Raw genomic sequence first — 17,656 nt, 5'->3', positions numbered from 1 at the left:
CTTGTCCGCTCCCCGACGACACCGACAAACCACCTCAACGTTCTCCAAATGCGGTGATCGCGGTGATAACGTCCCAGGTCATGCGTCTTGACGACCTCGCCCTGCTGCACGTCCCCGGCAGCATCGCCCTGCACGACGACCTCCTCCTGGTCGACGTCGCCCGCCCCGACCTGGAGGCGGACGCCTACCGCGGAAGCCTGTGGCGGGTGCCGCAGGACGGTCCGCCCGTCCCCTTCACCCACGGCGACCTCGACACCGCCCCCCGCGTCTCCCCCGACGGCGCCTGGGTGGCCTTCCTGCGGGCGAAGGAGGGCGGCCGGCCGCAGCTGCACGTGATGCCCGCCCACGGCGGCGAGCCGCGTCCGATCACCGACCTGCCGCTCGGCGCCGGCGCACCGGTCTGGGCCCCCGACTCCCGCCGGATCGCGTTCGTCGCGCGGGCCCCGGAGGAGGGCCGCTACGGCACCGAAGAGGGCGTGGACGCCGCCGCCGAGGCGCCGCGCCGCATCACCGGCCTGAGCTACCGGCGCGACGGCGTGGGCTTCACCTTCGACCGGCGGTCGGCGCTGTTCGTGGTCAACGCCCTCGCCGACATCCCCCAGCCGGTGCGCCTGACCGACGGCCCCTACGACGTCGACACCCCTGCCTGGACCCCCGACGGCGAGCACCTGCTGGTCTCGGCCCCCCGCGACCTCGACGGCGACAGCCTGCACACCGACCTGTACGCGGTCCCCGCGGCGGGCGGCGCGCCGGTCCTCGTGGTGCGCGGCGAGGGGCGCGCGAGCCACCCGGTGGCGCTTCCCGGCGGGGAGGTGCTCTACCTCGGCACGGCCTTCTCCGGCATCCACTCCGTCGCCCGCAACACCGGCCTCTACCGCGCCCCGCTGCGGACCGGCGGCGAGCCCGCGGCCGGGACGCGCATGACCGAGGAGGAGTCCGTCGACTGCGAGGCGCTGGAACCCGTACCGGTCGAGGACGGCGTCCTGGTGGCGGTGCGCACGCGCGGCGCCACCGAGCTGCTGCTCGTCCCGGCGACCGCCGAGGACATGCCCCTGGAGAAGCTCGGCCGGGTGCTCGGCGAGCGGGCGGCCGTCAGCGCCTTCACCGCGCACGGCGGGCGGATCGTCGCGGTGGTCTCCACGCCCGAGTGCCCCGGCGAGGTGGTCACCCCCGAGGGCAGGCTCGCCGACTTCTCCGGGCCGCTGGCCGGGGTGCGCCCGCTCCAGGAGATCACCGCGGTGGCGCCCGACGGCTACCCGGTCCACGGCTGGCTCGTCCTGCCCGAGGGCGAGGGGCCGCACCCGGTCCTGCTGAACGTGCACGGCGGCCCCTTCTACCACCACGGCTGGGGTTTCTTCGACGAGACCCAGGTCTACGCCGGCGCGGGGTACGCGGTGGTCCTGCCCAACCCGCGCGGCTCGGGCGGGTACGGCCAGGCCCACGGCCAGGCGGTCATCGGAGCCTTCGGCACCGTGGACGTCGATGACGTCCTCGCCCTGCTGGACGCGGCGCTGGAGCGGCCGGAGTGCGACGCCGGGCGGGTGGGCGTGATGGGCGGCTCCTACGGCGGGTTCATGACGAGCTGGCTGGCCGCCCACCACGGGGAGCGGTTCAGGGCCGCCTGGAGTGAGCGGGCGGTCAACGCCTGGGACTCCTTCGCCGGCTCCTCCGACATCGGCTGGTTCTTCGCCGACGCCTACTGCGGCCCCGACCTAGAGGTCCAGCGCGCGATGAGCCCGCTCTACCACGCCGACAAGATCGACATCCCGTTCGCCGTGGTCCACTCCGAGGAGGACTGGCGCTGCCCCGTCGAGCAGGCGCAGCGGATGTACGTCGCCCTGCGCCGCAACGGCGTCCCGGCGGAGTTCCTGCTGTTCCCCGGTGAGGGCCACGAGCTCACCCGCAGCGGCCGCCCCCGGCACCGCATGCAGCGGTTCGAGGCCGTCCTCGAATGGTGGTCGCGCCACCTGTCGTAGGCAGTTCCCGGCGGTTCGTCCCGGCGGAGCCGACGCGGGCCCGCCGGCCGTGGACGCGAAAACGTGTCCACGGCCGGCGGGCCCGCCGTGTCTCGTCACGGCGATGTCCGCCCGCGGCCCCGACCGGTTCGCCCCGCCGCCGCGACCGGTTCGCCCCACCGTCGCCGCCACCGCGACCGCAGCCGCAACCGCAACCGCAACCGCAACCGCGACCGCGACCGCGCGAGGGTGGCCGGCGTGTCTAGCCGGTGAGGACGGACAGGACGGATTTCGTGACCGTGTCCGCGGCCTCCTCCGAGGCGAGGCGGCCCGCGCGCACCTCCTCCGCGGCCCCGTGCAGGATGTACTGCACGACGCTGACCAGCCAGCCGACCGGCAGATCCGCGCGGAAGACGCCCTGGTCCCGGCCGCTGCTGATGAGTTCGGTCATCCGGCGGACGGGCTCGGCGTGAAGCTCGTGCACCCGCCCCGCGGGAAGGACCTCCGCGGCCGCGGCCAGCAGGGCCGCCGACTCCGCCACGACCTCCCAGCTCGACGCCAGCAGGCGGGTGACGGCCCCGCGGGCGTCTCCGGCCAGGTCCACGGCCGCGAGGGTCTCGTCGCCGGCTCGTATCGCGTCCCTCAGGGCGGCCTCGACCAGGTCGGCTCGCGTACGGAAGTGCCCGTACACCGTCATCCGCCCCACCCCCGCGGCACGCGCGATGTCGTCCGTGGTCGCGCTCGGGTCCGCGCTCAGCAGGGTGCGCGCCGCGGAAACGATTCGGGCGATGCTGCGCTCGGCGTCGGCTCGGCGCCTGGGGCGCGCGGATGGTGCGGTCATGTCTCCAGCTTAACCCGTATGCATACATACGAGTTACGGTCTACAGTGAAAGCTCATACATGGTAGTACGAGTTACATGTATGGAGGGCTCCAATGACCCAACCGACGGCGGCGGAGACATCACCCCGTCCCGCCCACCCGGCGAGGTGGCGCATCCTCGGCTTTCTCGGCGTGGCACAGCTCATGCTGATCCTCGACGTCACGGTGGTGGCCATCGCGCTGCCCCACATGGAGACGGACCTGGGGCTCAGCCGCGAGGCGGTGGCCTGGACGGTCAGCGCCTACACCCTCACCTTCGGCGGGCTGATGCCGCTCGGAGGGCGGATCACCGACCTGCTCGGCGCCAAGCGCGTGATGCTCGCCGGCCTGCTGGTCTTCACCGCCGCATCGCTGGTCACCGGCCTGGCCGGCTCCGCGGGCATGCTCGTGGGCGGTCGCGTCGCACAGGGCGTCGGAGCCGCGCTCCTCTCCCCCGCCGCCCTGTCCCTGGTGGTGTCCCTGTTCGACGGGGAGGAGCGGAACAGGGCACTGGGCATCTGGTCGGCGCTCGGCGGCGGTGGCGCCGCGCTCGGCGTCCTCCTGGGCGGCCTGCTCACCGCCGGCCTCGGATGGCCCTGGGTCTTCCGCATCAACGTCCCCATCGGCCTGGTGATCGCCGCGGTGCTCACCCCCGGCCGCCCGGGGCGGTAGGCCGAGGAGTCCGAGGGGTGCACGGCGCCGCCGGCCCCCCGCCTTTCCCGCGCTCCGCGGCGCGGCGGGGTCCGGCACGGGAAACGGGACGGCGGGCGCCGTACCCGGCGAGCCCGCGGCGGTCCGCGTCCCGGGGCGTCCGACCGCCCCGGGACGCGGACCGGTCAGGCCAGGCAGGTCAGCGGCCTGCCGCCGTTGTAGGCGATCATGTCCGACAGCGCCGCGGCGAAGTCGATGGACTCGCCCCGGGGCAGGCCGTCCAGCTCGGCGTAGGCCCGGTGCAGGTTGCCGACGATCCGCTCGGGGTCGAGCAGCCCGCCGTACTCGCCGAGGCCGGTCTCGCGCGCCGCCTCCAGCGGCGTCAGGCCCGCCGACCGGCCCAGCTCGGCGGTGGCCATCACGAACCGCAGGTAGCCCCGCACCCGGTCGATCACCTCCGGCCCGCACACGTCGCCGTGCCCCGGCACGATCGTCCGCGCGCCCAGTGTCTCCAGCTCGTCCAGCGCCTCGATGGACCCCGTCACCGATCCCATCATCACGAACGGCGTGCCCCCGTTGAACACCAGGTCCCCGGCGAACAGCAGCGACCGCTCGGGGATCCACACGATCGAGTCGTTGGTGGTGTGCGCGGGACGGCCGACGTGGCGGACCTCGCAGCGCAGCTCATCGGAGTACAGGGTGACTCCGTCGGCGTAGGTCAGGAAGGGCGGGCTGACCTCCGACCGGCCCCAGTCGACCGCCGTCCAGGCCGTCGTCCGGTACGCGGGGACGCCCTCGGCGAGGATCGTCTCCCGGGTCCGCTCGTGCCCGACGATCGTCGCCTCGGGGAAGGCGAAGTTGCCGAAGGTGTGGTCACCGTGGTGGTGGGTGTTGACCAGCGTCGTCACCGGCAGGCCGGTGACCGACCTGATCGCCTCGCGGTAGGCCAGGGTGCGCCGCTCGGTGGCGCAGGAGTCCACGCAGATCACCCCGTGCCGCCCGACGAGGAAACCGGTGTTGTTGATCCACCAGCTCCCGTCGGGCTGGACGTAGGCGTAGACGCCGTCGGAGACCTCCTCGACGCGGGCGGAGGGCAGCGGATGGTCGTGATGCGATGAGCTCATGACGGGGATTCTCCGCCCTGACGCGCCCGGAGATCACGAAGATCCCCGGAATCGTCCCGGGCGGGCGACCGGCGGCGCCGTACGGCCAGGGCCGCGCCGGCCGTGACGAACGCCAGCGCCACCAGCAGCGCGCTCACCCACAGCGGGGAGCGGTAGCCGAGCCCCGCGCCGATGGCGGCGCCACCCAGCACGGGACCCACGGCCGCGCCCACGTTGAGGGCGGCGGTCGCGAACGAGCCGCCCAGGGAGGGCGCCTCGACGGCCTCGTAGAGCGCCCGGGTGATCAGTGTGGAGCCGACGGCGAAGGACAGCGCGCCCTGGACGAAGACGAGCACGAACACCCAGGCCGGCGCGTCCGCGGTCGCCATGAGAAGCAGCCAGCCCACGGCCAGGGCCAAGCCGCCGGGCACCAGCAGCCGCATCGGCCGCTCGTCCGACACGCGGCCGCCGACGGTCACACCGGCGAACGACCCCAGGCCGAACAGCGCCAGGAAGACCGGGACCCATCCCGGGCCGAACCCGCCGACGTCGGTGACCAGCGGCGCCAGGTAGGTGAAGGCGCAGAAGGTCGCGCCGTTCACGAGCGCGCCCAGCGACAGGGTCACCAGCAGCCGGGGACGGCGCAGCGCCCGCAGCTCCCGTCGCGCGCCGGGCACGGCCGCGTCCGGCGGCGCCGCCGGGACCGAGCGCAGGATCGCGAGGACGGCCGGCGCCGAGACGGCGGCCACCGCCCAGAACGCCGAGCGCCAGCCCCACATCTGGCCGAGCACGGCGCCGGCGGGCACGCCCGCGACGCACGCGAGGGTGACGCCGCCCAGCAGGACGGCGGTGGCCCGGCCCTTGGCGGCGGGCCCGGCCAGGCCGGCCGCCGTCGCGAGGCCCACGGCCAGGAACCCGGCGTTGGCCAGCGCCGCGACGACCCGGGTCGCCAGCAGGACGCCGAAGTCGGTGGTGACCGCCCCGGCGACGTGCACGAGCGTGAAGGCCACCAGGAAGACCAGCAGCGCCCGCCGTCTCGGCCACCGCAGGCTGAGGACGGCCGTCAGCGGCGCGCCGACGATCATTCCCACGGCGAAGGCCGAGGTCAGCGTTCCGGCGGCCGGGACGGAGACTCCCAGGTCACCGGCGATCTCGGGGATGAGCCCCGACAGCATGAACTCGGACGTCCCCTGGGCGAAGACCGCCAGCCCGAGCATGTAGATGACGATTGGCATACGAGAACTCACAACCGTGTCGTGGTCGGAATGGTGCGAAGCGGCTCCGGAGTCCTTCCGGAGCCCCTCCGGAGCGGTTCCGGAAGGACTCCGAAGCGACCTGAAGCGGCTTCGAAGCGATGAGGGCGCGGCGAGCCGCCGCGGCGGCCACGGCCGGGCGCCGCTCGGAGCGGCAGGACCGGCCGGCCGCGCGGGATCACCGCGTGGAAGGACCTGGAAGCACCCGGGGAGGAGGCGTCACCGCGCGTGACCGCGACGGCGGGCACGGCGACGCGGAACCCGGGAGGAGGAAGCCCGTACGACGGATGTTCAGCGGCGGATACGGCGAAGGAGCGCGGCGTCTCGGATGCGACGGCGCTTCAGCACGGGATCACGGTCGGCCACCGAACAACCGGTGGCTAGCGTCTTGACGCCTCGGGGCTGGACATGGACCGCATCCTAGCCCCGCCGCGAACACCCCGTCCATCGCGCCGATCACCCATCGGGGGACCGCCACCGGTCCGGGCGGACGCGGGGTGCGAAGCCCGGCCCGCCGCGCCGCGGCCGTCCGGGCCCACCGGTCCGGGTGGACGCGGGTGCGGGTTCCGGCCGCGATCCCGGCACCCGCGACCACCGCCGCTCCGGTCCCGGACGGGGTGCGGCGTCAGAGACGTTCGATGACGAAGGCGGTGAGGAAGCCGACGGTGGTGATGAGCCCGGTGAGGACATGGGTCCGCTCGAACGCCTCGGGGATCATGGTGTCGGCGATCATCGCGAGGATGGCCCCGGCGGCGACGGCGGTGATGAGCGCGACGGGGGCCGGGGAGGCGTTCTGCAGGGTGAGATAACCGACGCAGGCCGCCGCGGCACTGGCCAGCGCGATGCCGCCCCAGACGCCGAAGACGTACCGGGCGCCGCGGCCGGCCCGCTTCATGCCCGCGGCGCTGGAGAGTCCCTCGGGGACGTTGGAGATGAAGATGGCGGCCAGCACCGCGACGCCGACCTCGCCTCCGTGCAGCAGCGACAGGCCGAGCACGACGGACTCGGGGACGCCGTCGAGCAGTGCCCCGACGGCGATGGCGGCGCCGCTGCCCGGCGACTCGCTCTCACCGGCCTGCTGGTCCCCGGAGCGCTTGCGGTGCCGGGCGCCGTGCCGGGACAGCAGGGCGTTGGCCGCGACGTAGGCCACCGCCCCGGCGAGGAACCCGGTCATGGCCGGGACCAGCCCTCCGGAGCGTTCGGCCTCGTCGACGAGGTCGAACGCCAGCGCGGAGATCAGCACGCCGGCGCCGAAGGCCATGATCGAGGCGATCACCCGGGGCGGCACCCGTACCGTCCAGGCGACCGCCGCCCCGATGACCAGGGCGCCGCCGGCGACCAGCCCCCACAGCCCCGCCTCGACCCACTGCGGCACGGTGCTCTCCGTTCCCGCGCCGGCCGGGCGCCGGCGCGTCCTCGCGTCGAAGGTCGCTACCCACCCTTCAGCGGAGATACCACCCGATCAGCGACCACCCGGTCACGCCTGCCGCAGGCGCGCCTGCACCGGCCGGCCGTCCACGGTCTCGAACCGCACCGCGGTCGCCTCGCCCCGCACCCGCGCCTCGCACGGCTGGTCGCCGTCGGCGCGCCAGCGTCCCCGCAGCGTCACCCGCATCAGGTGCGGGTGGCTCGGGCTGGTCAGCCACGGCCGCGACCAGGGGCTGTAGTGGCCGACGTAGCGGCCGCGCTCGTACTGGTCGGGGTCGATCCCGCCATAGAGCCGCAGGTCGGGGTCGCACACCGCCAGCGCCAGCCCGTCGTCCCCGTCGGCCCTGACGAGCACCATGGAGGGCGTGTCCACTTCGCGCACGGGCCCCTCGGCGTCCTTCAGAGGCGCGGAGACCGCGTAGCCGGTGATCCCGGTGGCCCGGTCGCGCACCACGTGCGCGGCCGTGTCGGCGCGCAGCACGGTGTACGGCGCGGCCGCCGGGTCGTCCATCGCGGCGGCGAAGGCGGCCATCCGCTCGGGGGTGGCGCCGACCACCATCGCGTACTCGTACCCGCCGTCGCGGGGTGAGACGCCGTGCCTGATCCAGGCGGTGGCGAAGTCGCCGGTGATCGGCGCCTCGGTCGCGTTGTCGCGGGAGGTCTGGGCCGGCCGGGTCAGGCCGATCCGCTGCCCGGGTGCCAGGTATTGACGCGCTCCCCGGCCTGAAGGTCGGAGATTCAGCCCGCGCCGCGTCACGCGGCACCTCTGCGGCTTCCTGCTTCGTCGACCTGAGCCACCACGATGGGTGGTCTTACCGGGTCTCCACAGGCGTTTCGCCTGTCCGCCCGTCCGGCGACCAGGATGTTGATCGCCGCGTTCACGTCCCGGTCATGGGCCACCCCGCAGGCGCAGATCCACGACCGGACGGAAAGCGGCATGGTCTCGGCGACGGCCCCGCACGCCGAACACCGCTTCGACGAGGGAAACCACCGATCGATCTTGACCAGTGTCCGCCCGTACCGCTTCGCCTTGTATTCCAGCATCCCGACGAACTGTGACCAGCCCGCGTCGTGGACGCTCCTGGCCAGCTTCGTGCGCGCCAGGCCCCTCACCGACAGGTTCTCCACATGCACCGCTTGGTTGTCGCGGATGATGCTCGCAGAGAGCTTGTGGGCGAAGTACCGCCCGGCCGCGTCCTGGATGACCGTGACGCTGGAGGGCTCCGACGGCAGATCCCGCGACCACCGCACGTCTACGTCGCCGATCTTCGGCAGGCTCAGCCTCCCACCCACCGTGACCGCGAAGCGGGCGTTCCTCGTGAAACGGATCGCCTGTCGGTTGTCCTTCTTCGACCGGAACCGGGGAGCGGCGACCTTCGGCCCCTTGCGCTTACCGGTGACCGGGGCGAAGAAGGCGCGGTAGGCGGCGTTGAGGTCTGCCGAGGCCTGCTGGAGCACCACGGCGGAGACCTCGCCCAGCCAGGAGCGCTGCGGCGTCTTCTTCGCCGCGGTGATGACCCGCTTGGACAACTCCCCGTCCGAGACGTACGGCAGGCCCGCCTCTCGGGCCACCTGGCGAGCGCGCAGCCCGTCGTTGAACACCACCCGCGCGCACCCGAACGCCTTGGCCAGCGCCTCACGCTGGGCGGGCGTCGGATAGAGCCGGTACCGGTAACGAAGCCGCACGGCCCTCATCGTGCCACCCGATCATGACCGAACGCATGGGATCCGGGTGATCCGTGAACACCTCGGCGACCGCGCCAACCCCGCGCACCACCCCGGCGAGCACACCATCGCCGAACGCAGGCGGGACGGCGGTCTCCAGCAGGAAGACCGGCGAGTCCATGGCCAGCGCGCGCCGTTCCAGGTCCCCGGGGCCCCCGGGCGCGGCGTCGCGGGCGGCCGTCCGGCCGGCGGCGGGCGCCGCGCCGGGGAGCGGGAGCACGGCTCCGGCCACGCCCGCCGCGCCGGCCCGGAGCGCGGTCCTGCGAGTGATCTCCACCACGGGTGCCTCCCTGGGATCGGACTGGCCGTATCCAACGGGAGGAAAAACATATGAATAAAGAACTAATCGCCGATTTTTCCGGATCTGTCGTCTGCCGACGCTCGGTGACCCGGGATTTACCGGATTCCTCTTTGAATCATCCGTTGACGACGGGATGAATCCATGATCAGGATGCCGTCATCCCCTTCTCCTCAGACAAGGGGCCCGGATCCCGCAGGAGTGCCCGTTGAACCGCCCCCTCCCCCGCCGCCGGACGCCCGGCCCCCCGTTCCGAGGACCGTCCGGCCCCGGCGCCGCACCGGGCGGCGGGTGACGCCGTGCCCGACTCACGGGAGCTGAAGTTCCGCAAGCTCGCCACCGACCTGCGCACCGCGATCCGCTCGGGCGTCTGGGCGGGCGGCGCGAAGCTGCCCACCGAGCAGGAGCTCGCCAGGGCGCACCGGGTCAGCCTCACCACCGTCCGCCGCGCGGTGGACGAGCTCGTCGCCGAGGGGCTCGTGATCCGGCGGCAGGGGGCGGGCACCTTCGCGGTCCCGCGGACCATGACCGTCCACGGCGGGGCCGCGATGGTCGGCGTGGTCGTGCCGGACACCGCCCTGTACTACCCCAAGGTGCTGGAGGGCGTCGAGGAGGTGCTGACCGCCGCCGGGGCGCGGCTGCTGCTGACCTGCTCCCGCTACCGGCCCGAGGAGGAGGACGCCGCGCTGCGGCGCATGCTCGACTCCGGGGTGGACGGCCTGCTCGTCGTCCCCACCCTGCTGGGCAGCGCCGACCCCGCCGCGCTCGTCCGCCGCCTCGCCGCCCTGCCGGTGCCCACCGTGCTGATCGAGCGCGGCCTGGACGACGGCGACGACCCCAGCGAGCACGTCCGCACCGACCACGTGGCCGGGGCGTACGCGGCCGTGCGCCACCTGGCCTCGCTCGGCCACACCCGCCTCGCCCTGCTGTCCCGCTCGGGCAACCCCACCAGCGCCCCGGTCGGCAGGGGCTTCGCCGCCGCCGTCGCGGGCCTGCGCCTGCGGGCCACCGAGCCGTTCTCCGTCCCGTACGGCGAGTGGGACTCCGAGATCGCCGACGCGCAGGTGCGCCGGGTCGTGGCCGAGGGCGCCACGGCCGTCGTCTGCTTCGGCGACCGCGAGGCCATCATGGTGGTCTCCGCCGCCCGGCGGGCGGGCCTGGCCGTACCGGGCGACCTGGCCGTCGTCTCCTACGACGACGAGATCGCCGAGCTGGCGGAGGTGCCGCTCACCGCCGTCTCCCCGCCCAAGCGGCATCTCGGCCGTCAGGCGGCCGAGCTCCTGCTCCGCCGCCTGGGTGAGCCCGACCTGCCCCGCCATCAGATACGGCTGCGCCCCGGCGTCGTCGTGCGCCGGTCGTGCGGCGCCCACCCGAGGGAGGCCGCCGATGGCTGAGCTGCGTCTGGGACTGGTCGGCGCGGGCGCCGTCGGCGTGCTGCACGCCGAGGCGGCGCCGCGGGTGCCCGGCGTGCGGGTGGGCGCGGTGTGCGACGTGGACCCGGAGGCCGCGCGCCGGGTCGCCGCGCCCCACGGCGCGCCGGTGTACCCGGACCACCGCGCGCTGCTCTCCTCGGGGGAGGTGGACGCGGTGGTGGTCGCCACCCCGCACGCGCTGCACACCGCGATCGTGTGCGACGCCGCCGCCGCCGGACTGCACGTCCTGGTCGAGAAGCCCATGGCCACCTCGCTCGCCGACTGCGACCTGATGATCGCCGCCTGCGCCGCCGCCGGGGTACGGCTGGCCGTCGGGCACGTCCAGCGCTTCCTGCCCGACAAGGCCGCGGCGATGGCGGCCCTGGCGGCCGGAAGGATCGGTGAGCCGCTGATGATGTCCGACCGGCGCGGCTCCGACTACCGGCCCGGCTCGCGGCCCGGCTGGTTCCTCGACCCCGGGCTGTCCGGCGGAGGGGTGTTCATCAACATCGGCGCGCACAGCGTGGACCGGCTGGTGTGGCTGTCGGGCCGGCGGGTCGAGCGGGTGGACGCCTCGACGACCAGCTCCCTGCCCGCCACCGGCCCGGACGGCTTCTCCCCCGTGGAGACCGACGCGCTGGTCAGGCTGACGCTGGCGGGCGGCCTGGCCGCGCAGGTCGCGGTGACCTCCACCGGCCCGCCCGCCCCGCACGACGAGGTCGTCGTCGTCGGCGAGCGCGGCACGCTGTCGATCTCCCCCCACACCGGTACGGCGCTGCGCCGGGACGGCGTGACGGCCTGGCTGCACCGGCCGGGCGGCGACGACGTCCCCGCGGCCTTCGCCGCCCAGCTCGCCGACTTCGCCGGGGCGGTGCGGACCGGCCGGGAACCGGCGGTGACCGGGTCGCACGGGCGGCACGTTCTGGGGGTCGTGCTGGCGGCCTACGCCTCGGCGGCCCGCCGTGCCCCGGTGCCGATCCCGGCGGAGGACATCGGCCCGTCCGGGTCACGTTGAGGACCGCGACGAGTTCATCGACTCCGCCGGCCTCGAAGGACAGGATTCCGAGGTCACCGAAGGCCGTCCGCCGGCGCTCCGGTCACCCCGGGTACGGCACCCGCGCGTCCCAGGGCTCGCCGGGGAGGTCCGAGGACCGATCGCTCACGCGGGTCGAGGTCCACGGGGGACGGTCACGTGAGCGCCGCCACCAGGAGGTCCGCCAGAAGGGCGGCCTGGGCGCCGTCGGGGTCGAGGTCGGGGTCGAAGATCGTCACCTGGAGCCCGGCGGCCCCCGGCATGGCGAGCAGTCCGCGCAGGATCCCGACGAGTTCGTCCGGCGTCATCCCGCCCGGCGCCGGCGAGTCGACCGCCGAGAGGATCTCCGGGTCCAGCACGTCGGCGTCGAGGTGGATCCAGAAGCCGTCGTGCCCCAGCGTCCCGCGCGCCGCCTCCAGCGCCCCCTCGGCGCCGCTCACGCAGGCCAGCCCGCTGCCTTCGATGTCGGCGAGGACCTCGTCCTCCCGCACGCCGATCAGCAGCACGTCCTCGTCGCGCACGTACGGCCGCAGCCCGTCGATGTCCACCAGGTGCGGCTCGCCGCGCCCGGTCACCAGCGCGACGCTCTCCCCGCCGGCCGCCCCGACGTGCGGGGAGTTGCCCAGGTGCCGGAAGTCGGCGTGCGCGTCCAGGTAGGCCAGTCCGTACCGGCCGGTGCGGCGCAGCGCGAGGGCGGGCCCGAGCAGGATCGAGCAGTCCCCGCCCAGCACCACGGGGAAGCCGCCCGACTCCCTGATCGCGGCGATCCGGCCGGCCAGCCGCCGGGTGTACGCCGCGATGGCCTGTCCGTTGCGCACGCCGTCGCCCGGCTGCCAGGTGGCCACGTACCGGGGCGGCACCGCGGCTCCCGCGTCGTCCGCGCCGAGCCGCCGGAGCAGCCCGTGATCGCGCAGTGCCCAGGGTGCCTTGTAAACGCCCGGCACCGTGTCCGGGGCGGGTGGCCGCAGCCCGAGGTTGGAGGGCGCGTCGAGGAGCGTGAGCCGCCTGTCAGTAGTTACCTGCTTCATACACCTGACGCTAGCAGTCGACTCCGGCGTTGTCATGGGTTAAATTGAGTTAAGTCGTTATCGGAGGCGCTCGGATGCGGGAATACGCGGAAACCGGCCTGGTGGCGCTGGACCTGGCCAACACCTGGGACGAATACCTCGACGTCCCCGAGCGCCTTCCGTCCGTGGAGGCGCTCGCCCTGTTCTGCCGGGCGCTGTCGATCCCCGTGCCCGCGCCCCCGACCCCCGCGGACCTCGCCGAGGCCCGCGAGACCCGCGCCCGGCTGCGCGAGATCCTCGCCACGGCGCCCGCCGGCCGCGCCGCCGCCCTCGCCGCCTGGGCCGGCACCCTGCCCCTGCGCCCGGCGATCACCGTGGCCGACGGCCTGCCCCTGCTCCGCCCGGCGCCCGCGGAGGACCGCCTGTCCGTTCTGCTGGCCGCCCGCGCCATCGACGACCTGCTGTCCCTGGCGTCCTCGGGCGAGTGGGAACGCCTGCGCCTGTGCGCCGCCGCCCGCTGCCGCGACGCCTTCCTCGACCGGAGCCGCCCGGGGCGCCGCATGTTCTGCTCCACCCGCTGCGCCAACCGCGCCCACGCCGCCGTCTCACGCGCCCGCCGCCGCTGACCCTCAGCCGTCCCGGGAGGTCCGCAGGTCGAGGGCGATGTCGACGATCATGTCCTCCTGCCCGCCGACCATCCCGCGGCGGCCCGCCTCGACGAGGATGCTCCGGGTGTCCAGCCCGTAGCGGGCCGCGGCGTCCTCCGCGTGGCGCAGGAAGCTGGAGTAGACCCCCGCGTAGCCGAGCGTGAGCGTCTCCCGGTCGACCTGGACGGGCCGGCTCTGCAGCGGCCGGACCAGGTCGTCGGCGGCGTCCATCAGCGCGAAGAGGTCGCAGCCGTGGTCCCAGCCCATCAGGTCGGCCACCGCGACGAACGCCTCCAGCGGGCAGTTGCCCGCGCCGGCGCCCATCCCGGCGAGGGAGGCGTCCACGCGGGTCACGCCGTTCTCCACCGCGACCACCGAGTTGGCGACGCCGAGCCCCAGGTTGTGGTGCGCGTGCACGCCGATCTCGGTGCCGGGGTCGAGGACGTCGCGGTAGGCGCGGGCCCGCTCGCGTACGCCGTCCATGGTGAGACGGCCGCCGGAGTCGGTGACGTAGACGCAGTGCGCGCCGTAGGACTCCATCAGCTTCGCCTGCCGCGCCAGCTCGGCGGGCGGCGCCATGTGCGACATCATGAGGAACCCCGCGACGTCCATGCCGAGCTCGCGGGCGACGCCGATGTGCTGGGCGGCGATGTCGGCCTCCGTGCAGTGGGTCGCCACCCGCACCGACCGCACGCCCAGCGCGTGGGCGCGGCGCAGGTCGGCGACGGTGCCGATGCCGGGCAGCAGCAGCGTGGTCAGCACGGCGCGGGACATGGCCGAGGCTGCGGCCTCGATCCACTCCTCGTCGAGGCACGCCCCGGGGCCGTAGTTGACGCTGCCGCCGGCGAGCCCGTCGCCGTGCGCGATCTCGACCGCGGCGACGCCGGCCCGGTCGAGGGCCCCGGCGATCGCGGCGACCTGCTCGGCGGTGTAGCGGTGGCGGATGGCGTGCATGCCGTCCCGCAGGGTCACGTCCTGCACGTAGAGCTTCATCGGACGGCCGTCCTCTCCGCGACGCGCAGCGCCGCCGACGTCATGATGTCCAGGTTGCCGGCGTACGCGGGCAGGTAGTGGGCGGCGCCCTCGACCTCCAGGAACACCGAGACGAGCATCCCCTCGCCCCCGAGGCCGGCGAGGGGGTCGCCGCCGCCGACGGCGCGGAACTGCACCTCCTGCTTGAGCCGGTAGCCGGGCACGTAGGCGGCGACCTCGGCGACCATCTCCTTCACCGACGCGGTGACCGCGGCCGGGTCGCACTCGGGGACCAGGCAGTACACGGTGTCGCGCATGATGACGGGCGGCTCGGCCGGGTTGAGCACGATGATGGCCTTGCCGCGCCGGGCGCCGCCGACGACCTCCAGGGCGCGCGACGTGGTCTCGGTGAACTCGTCGATGTTGGCGCGGGTCCCGGGGCCGGCCGACCGGGAGGCGATCGAGGCGACGATCTCGGCGTAGGCGACGGGGGCCACGCGCGACACCGCGGCGACGATCGGCACGGTGGCCTGCCCGCCGCAGGTGACCATGTTCACGTTGTCCTCGTCCAGGTGGCGGTCGAGGTTGACGGCCGGGACGACGTAGGGGCCGATCGCCGCGGGCGTCAGGTCGATCAGCCGCCTGCCGTACGGGCGCAGCGCCGCCTCGTTGCGCCGGTGCGCCCCGGCCGAGGTGGCGTCCAGCACCACCGAGACGTCGTCGAAGCAGGGCAGCCCGATCAGGCCCTCTACGCCCTCGTGCGTGGTCGCCACGCCCATGCGGCGGGCCCTGGCCAGGCCGTCGGAGGCGGGGTCGATCCCGGCCATCGCCGCGACCTCCAGCGTCTTCGACGTCCTGATCACCTTGATCATCAGGTCGGTGCCGATGTTGCCCGAGCCGATGATCGCGACCTTGGCTCTGCTCATTCCGTTTCCTCCTCGCCGCGGCAGAACCGGGCGAACTCCTTGGTCATCGAGTCGGCGAGCTCCTCCACCCCGGGCCCCTCCCCGGTCAGGGGGGTGCCGTGGTTGCCGAGGTAGAGGGGCACGTCCACGAGGTGGCAGGCGCCGAGCGCGACGCCGCCGTGGCTCATGGGCGAACGGTGGGCGCACACCAGCAGCCGGGCGGGGCCCCGGTGCGCCCTGACGAGTTCCTCCGCGGGCCGCTGGAAGATCTCCTGGTTCTCCGGGTCGTCGCCGCCGATCGCGGCGAACAGCCGCATCTCCTCGGTCGTGCTCGTCACCAGGAGCGGCACCGGGGCGGCGGCGCCCGACCGGATCGCCTCCATCGGGTGGACGGCCAGCAGGTCGCCGTCCACCACGGGCGCGACCGGCAGCAGCCCGCCCACCGGCGGAACGGCCCGTACGGCCGCGCCCTCGGCGGCCAGCAGGTCGTCCACGGCCGCGCCGACGGGGTCCGCGCCGAGCGCGCGGCCGGCCGCCGAGGTCCAGGCGGCGGCCTCGGCCGGGGTGGCGAAGCCGTACGGCACCGGGCTCATCGCCACGGCCCGGGTGAACAGGCCGGGGGCGCAGGTCATCAGGGCCAGGACGCTGGTGCCGCCCGCCGAGTGGCCGGCGAGGGTCACCCGGTCCGGGTCGCCGCCGAACGCGGAGATGTTGCCGCGCACCCACTCCAGTGCGGCGATCTGGTCGCGCAGGGCGAGGTTGGCCGGGACGGCGTCGTCGTACCGGAACCCGGCGTAGCCGAGCCGGTAGTTCACGGTCACCACGACGAGGCCGTGGTCGCGGGCGAGCGCGGCGCCGTCGTACATGCGCTGCGCGCCGGAGCCGAACACGAACGCGCCGCCGTGCAGGAGCACCAGCACCGGCCGCCGTCCCGCGCACGAGGAGGTCCAGACGTTCAGGTACAGGCAGTCCTCGCGGCCGGTGGACGGGTCGATCTCCAGGCCGGGCACCCAGGCCATCCGGCCGGGCCGCTGCGGCGCGGGCGGGCCGGGGGTGAGGGCGTCGGCGACGCCCCGCCACGGCCGGGCGGGGACGGGGGCGGCGAAGCGGCGGGCCGGGGCCGCGTACCGCACGCCCCTGAACGCGAGGACGCCTCCGGCGTCGAGGCCCCGCAGCGTCCCCAGGGGGGTGTGCGCGAGGGGCGCCGCGCCTCCCCCGGCGGGGGGCCCGCCGGGGGCGTCGCGTCCCGGCGCCGCGGCCGGGGCGGAGGGGCCGCCGGGGACGCCGAGCGTGCCGAGCCCGCCGGGGGCGCCGCTCCGCCCGGTCATGAGTCCAGCCCCAGGAACCTCTTCGCGTTGCCGCCGAGGATCGCGGCCCGCTCCGCGTCGTCGAGGCCGGGGCACTCCCGGACGGTCGAGCCCGGCTCCTGCTCGCCCAGCGGGAAGGGGAAGTCGGTGCCGAGCATGACCCGGTCGGCGCCCATCACGTCGATGAGCAGGCGCAGCGCGCGCGGGTCGAACACCGCCGAGTCGACGTAGAAGCGGTCGGTGTACGCCGAGGGCGGCCTGGGCGAGTCCTTCCGGACGATGTCGCGGTTACGCCAGGCGTTGTCGGCGCGGCCGAGGAGGAAGGCGAAGCTGCCTCCGCCGTGGCAGAAGCAGAGCCGCAGCGACGAGGGCAGCCGCTCGAACGCGCCGGAGAGCATCAGCGACAGGATGCCGAGCTGGGTCTCGGCGCCCATCCCGACCAGCCACGGCAGCATGTAGCGTCCCATGCGGTCCGCGGCGAGCATGTCCCACGGGTGCACGAGCACCGGCATGTCCTCGTCGGCGCAGTGGGCGAGGAACGCGACGATGTCGGGGTCGTCGAGGTTGCGGGGGCCCACGTGGTTGCCGATGTGCACCCCGCGGTGCCCGGCCGCCTTGGCCTTGGTGACCGCCGTGCTCGCCAGCTCCAGGTCCTGCAGCGGGACCTGGCACAGCGGCAGCAGCCGGGCGGGGTCCTGGGCGCAGTAGGCGAGGATGCGGTCGTTGACCATCTCGCACCAGTCGGCGGCGCGGTCGGCGGCGGCGGCGTACCCGAACAGCAGCGGCGTCGAGGAGACCGCCTGCACCCGCACGCCGGAGCGGTCCATCGCCGCAAGGCGCGCCGCGGCGTCCCACAGCTCGGGGGTGACGGGGCGGTAGTCGTCCTCGCCGCTCATCATCATGCCGTCGCGCAGCCAGGGCTCGCCGGCGCCCGCGAGGACCCGGCTCTCCTCCCGGGAGATGCGCGGGAAGACGTGGGCGTGGACGTCGATGACCGTCATGCGGACGCTTCCCCCGATCCCGTGCCCGCCGCGCCGGGCCTCGCGTCCGCCGGGAACGGTGCCGTGCCCGCCGTACCCGTTCCCGTGCCCGCGGGCGGGC

The 17,656-nt window shown here is 74.6% G+C and carries 17 protein-coding genes; 5 read left to right on the top strand and 12 right to left on the bottom strand.

The window, feature by feature from the left end:
- Positions 1–80 precede the first annotated feature (80 nt).
- On the top strand, positions 81–1,976 hold the full coding sequence (locus HDA43_RS29920; RefSeq protein ID WP_179827603.1) for a S9 family peptidase: 1,896 nt from the start codon (positions 81–83) through the stop codon (positions 1,974–1,976).
- 241 nt (positions 1,977–2,217) lie between these two features.
- Here HDA43_RS29920 and HDA43_RS29915 read toward each other — a convergent pair whose 3' ends face one another.
- Complete coding sequence (locus HDA43_RS29915; protein WP_179827602.1) at positions 2,218–2,796, bottom strand: TetR/AcrR family transcriptional regulator; 579 nt, start codon at positions 2,794–2,796, stop codon at positions 2,218–2,220.
- A 93-nt stretch (positions 2,797–2,889) separates the two neighbouring features.
- Between HDA43_RS29915 and HDA43_RS29910 the strand changes: the two genes are divergently transcribed.
- Entirely contained in the window at positions 2,890–3,486 is a 597-nt protein-coding gene (locus tag HDA43_RS29910; protein WP_246424756.1) for an MFS transporter, read from the top strand.
- Between the two features lie 164 nt (positions 3,487–3,650).
- Here the strand turns inward: HDA43_RS29910 and HDA43_RS29905 are convergent, their stop codons facing one another.
- The 6 genes from HDA43_RS29905 to HDA43_RS29880 all read right to left on the bottom strand — a co-directional run bounded on the left by HDA43_RS29905 (position 3,651) and on the right by HDA43_RS29880 (position 9,254).
- The gene (locus HDA43_RS29905) at positions 3,651–4,589 is read right to left on the bottom strand and encodes an MBL fold metallo-hydrolase (protein ID WP_179827601.1); all 939 of its coding nucleotides are present in this window, start codon (positions 4,587–4,589) and stop codon (positions 3,651–3,653) included.
- A complete protein-coding gene (locus HDA43_RS29900) occupies positions 4,586–5,803 on the bottom strand; it encodes a Cmx/CmrA family chloramphenicol efflux MFS transporter (protein WP_179827600.1) in 1,218 nt (405 codons plus the stop codon). The genes HDA43_RS29905 and HDA43_RS29900 overlap by 4 nt, the downstream gene beginning before the upstream one ends.
- 643 nt (positions 5,804–6,446) lie before the next feature.
- On the bottom strand, positions 6,447–7,196 hold the full coding sequence (locus HDA43_RS29895) for a ZIP family metal transporter (protein ID WP_179827598.1): 750 nt from the start codon (positions 7,194–7,196) through the stop codon (positions 6,447–6,449).
- Positions 7,197–7,298: 102 nt separating this feature from the next.
- Positions 7,299–8,006, bottom strand: coding sequence for a polysaccharide lyase beta-sandwich domain-containing protein (locus HDA43_RS29890; RefSeq protein ID WP_179827596.1), 708 nt, complete (start codon positions 8,004–8,006; stop codon positions 7,299–7,301).
- Positions 8,003–8,935, bottom strand: coding sequence for an RNA-guided endonuclease InsQ/TnpB family protein (locus HDA43_RS29885; protein ID WP_179827594.1), 933 nt, complete (start codon positions 8,933–8,935; stop codon positions 8,003–8,005). The genes HDA43_RS29890 and HDA43_RS29885 overlap by 4 nt, the downstream gene beginning before the upstream one ends.
- Positions 8,886–9,254: a hypothetical protein gene (locus HDA43_RS29880; RefSeq protein ID WP_179827592.1), complete on the bottom strand. Its 369-nt coding sequence runs from the start codon at positions 9,252–9,254 to the stop codon at positions 8,886–8,888. Before HDA43_RS29880 ends, HDA43_RS29885 begins: the two co-directional genes overlap by 50 nt.
- A 317-nt stretch (positions 9,255–9,571) precedes the next feature.
- Here HDA43_RS29880 and HDA43_RS29875 point away from each other — a divergent pair, with 317 nt between their 5' ends.
- Both HDA43_RS29875 and HDA43_RS29870 read left to right on the top strand, forming a co-directional pair.
- Complete coding sequence (locus HDA43_RS29875) at positions 9,572–10,666, top strand: GntR family transcriptional regulator (RefSeq protein ID WP_179827590.1); 1,095 nt, start codon at positions 9,572–9,574, stop codon at positions 10,664–10,666.
- A complete protein-coding gene (locus HDA43_RS29870) occupies positions 10,659–11,699 on the top strand; it encodes a Gfo/Idh/MocA family protein (protein ID WP_179827588.1) in 1,041 nt (346 codons plus the stop codon). The genes HDA43_RS29875 and HDA43_RS29870 overlap by 8 nt, the downstream gene beginning before the upstream one ends.
- Before the next feature lie 173 nt (positions 11,700–11,872).
- Here HDA43_RS29870 and HDA43_RS29865 read toward each other — a convergent pair whose 3' ends face one another.
- A complete protein-coding gene (locus HDA43_RS29865) occupies positions 11,873–12,745 on the bottom strand; it encodes an arginase family protein (protein WP_179827586.1) in 873 nt (290 codons plus the stop codon).
- Positions 12,746–12,819: 74 nt separating this feature from the next.
- On the opposite strand from HDA43_RS29865, the gene HDA43_RS35550 reads away from it, so the two are divergent.
- Positions 12,820–13,350, top strand: a complete 531-nt coding sequence (locus tag HDA43_RS35550) for a CGNR zinc finger domain-containing protein (RefSeq protein ID WP_179827584.1) — start codon at positions 12,820–12,822, stop codon at positions 13,348–13,350.
- Between the two features lie 3 nt (positions 13,351–13,353).
- On the opposite strand, the gene dmpG is transcribed toward HDA43_RS35550, so the two are convergent.
- From dmpG to HDA43_RS29840, 4 genes are read right to left on the bottom strand one after another with little or no spacing between them, the layout of a single operon-like run.
- Positions 13,354–14,364 carry a 4-hydroxy-2-oxovalerate aldolase gene (dmpG, locus tag HDA43_RS29855; RefSeq protein WP_179827582.1) on the bottom strand — a complete coding sequence of 337 codons (1,011 nt, stop codon included), beginning with the start codon at positions 14,362–14,364 and terminating at the stop codon, positions 13,354–13,356.
- The gene (locus HDA43_RS29850; RefSeq protein ID WP_179827581.1) at positions 14,361–15,269 is read right to left on the bottom strand and encodes an acetaldehyde dehydrogenase (acetylating); all 909 of its coding nucleotides are present in this window, start codon (positions 15,267–15,269) and stop codon (positions 14,361–14,363) included. The genes dmpG and HDA43_RS29850 overlap by 4 nt, the downstream gene beginning before the upstream one ends.
- On the bottom strand, positions 15,266–16,576 hold the full coding sequence (locus HDA43_RS29845; RefSeq protein ID WP_179827580.1) for a carboxylesterase family protein: 1,311 nt from the start codon (positions 16,574–16,576) through the stop codon (positions 15,266–15,268). The genes HDA43_RS29850 and HDA43_RS29845 overlap by 4 nt, the downstream gene beginning before the upstream one ends.
- Positions 16,573–17,556 (bottom strand): amidohydrolase family protein, encoded by a 984-nt coding sequence (locus tag HDA43_RS29840; RefSeq protein WP_179827579.1) that lies wholly within the window; start codon positions 17,554–17,556, stop codon positions 16,573–16,575. The genes HDA43_RS29845 and HDA43_RS29840 overlap by 4 nt, the downstream gene beginning before the upstream one ends.
- Positions 17,557–17,656: the final 100 nt, after the last annotated feature.

Source organism: Streptosporangium sandarakinum, from assembly GCF_013409935.1.
GTDB lineage: Bacteria > Actinomycetota > Actinomycetes > Streptosporangiales > Streptosporangiaceae > Streptosporangium > Streptosporangium nondiastaticum.
This window is presented reverse-complemented; position numbering and strand designations above follow the sequence as displayed.

Coding starts and splice junctions, on each gene's coding strand:
- HDA43_RS29920 (WP_179827603.1), top strand. CDS start 81: ATGCGTCTTGACGACCTCGCCCTGCTGCACGTCCCCGGCAGCATCGCC.
- HDA43_RS29915 (WP_179827602.1), bottom strand. CDS start 2,796: ATGACCGCACCATCCGCGCGCCCCAGGCGCCGAGCCGACGCCGAGCGC.
- HDA43_RS29910 (WP_246424756.1), top strand. CDS start 2,890: ATGACCCAACCGACGGCGGCGGAGACATCACCCCGTCCCGCCCACCCG.
- HDA43_RS29905 (WP_179827601.1), bottom strand. CDS start 4,589: ATGAGCTCATCGCATCACGACCATCCGCTGCCCTCCGCCCGCGTCGAG.
- HDA43_RS29900 (WP_179827600.1), bottom strand. CDS start 5,803: ATGCCAATCGTCATCTACATGCTCGGGCTGGCGGTCTTCGCCCAGGGG.
- HDA43_RS29870 (WP_179827588.1), top strand. CDS start 10,659: ATGGCTGAGCTGCGTCTGGGACTGGTCGGCGCGGGCGCCGTCGGCGTG.
- HDA43_RS29865 (WP_179827586.1), bottom strand. CDS start 12,745: ATGAAGCAGGTAACTACTGACAGGCGGCTCACGCTCCTCGACGCGCCC.
- HDA43_RS35550 (WP_179827584.1), top strand. CDS start 12,820: ATGCGGGAATACGCGGAAACCGGCCTGGTGGCGCTGGACCTGGCCAAC.
- dmpG (WP_179827582.1), bottom strand. CDS start 14,364: ATGAAGCTCTACGTGCAGGACGTGACCCTGCGGGACGGCATGCACGCC.
- HDA43_RS29850 (WP_179827581.1), bottom strand. CDS start 15,269: ATGAGCAGAGCCAAGGTCGCGATCATCGGCTCGGGCAACATCGGCACC.
- HDA43_RS29845 (WP_179827580.1), bottom strand. CDS start 16,576: ATGACCGGGCGGAGCGGCGCCCCCGGCGGGCTCGGCACGCTCGGCGTC.
- HDA43_RS29840 (WP_179827579.1), bottom strand. CDS start 17,556: ATGACGGTCATCGACGTCCACGCCCACGTCTTCCCGCGCATCTCCCGG.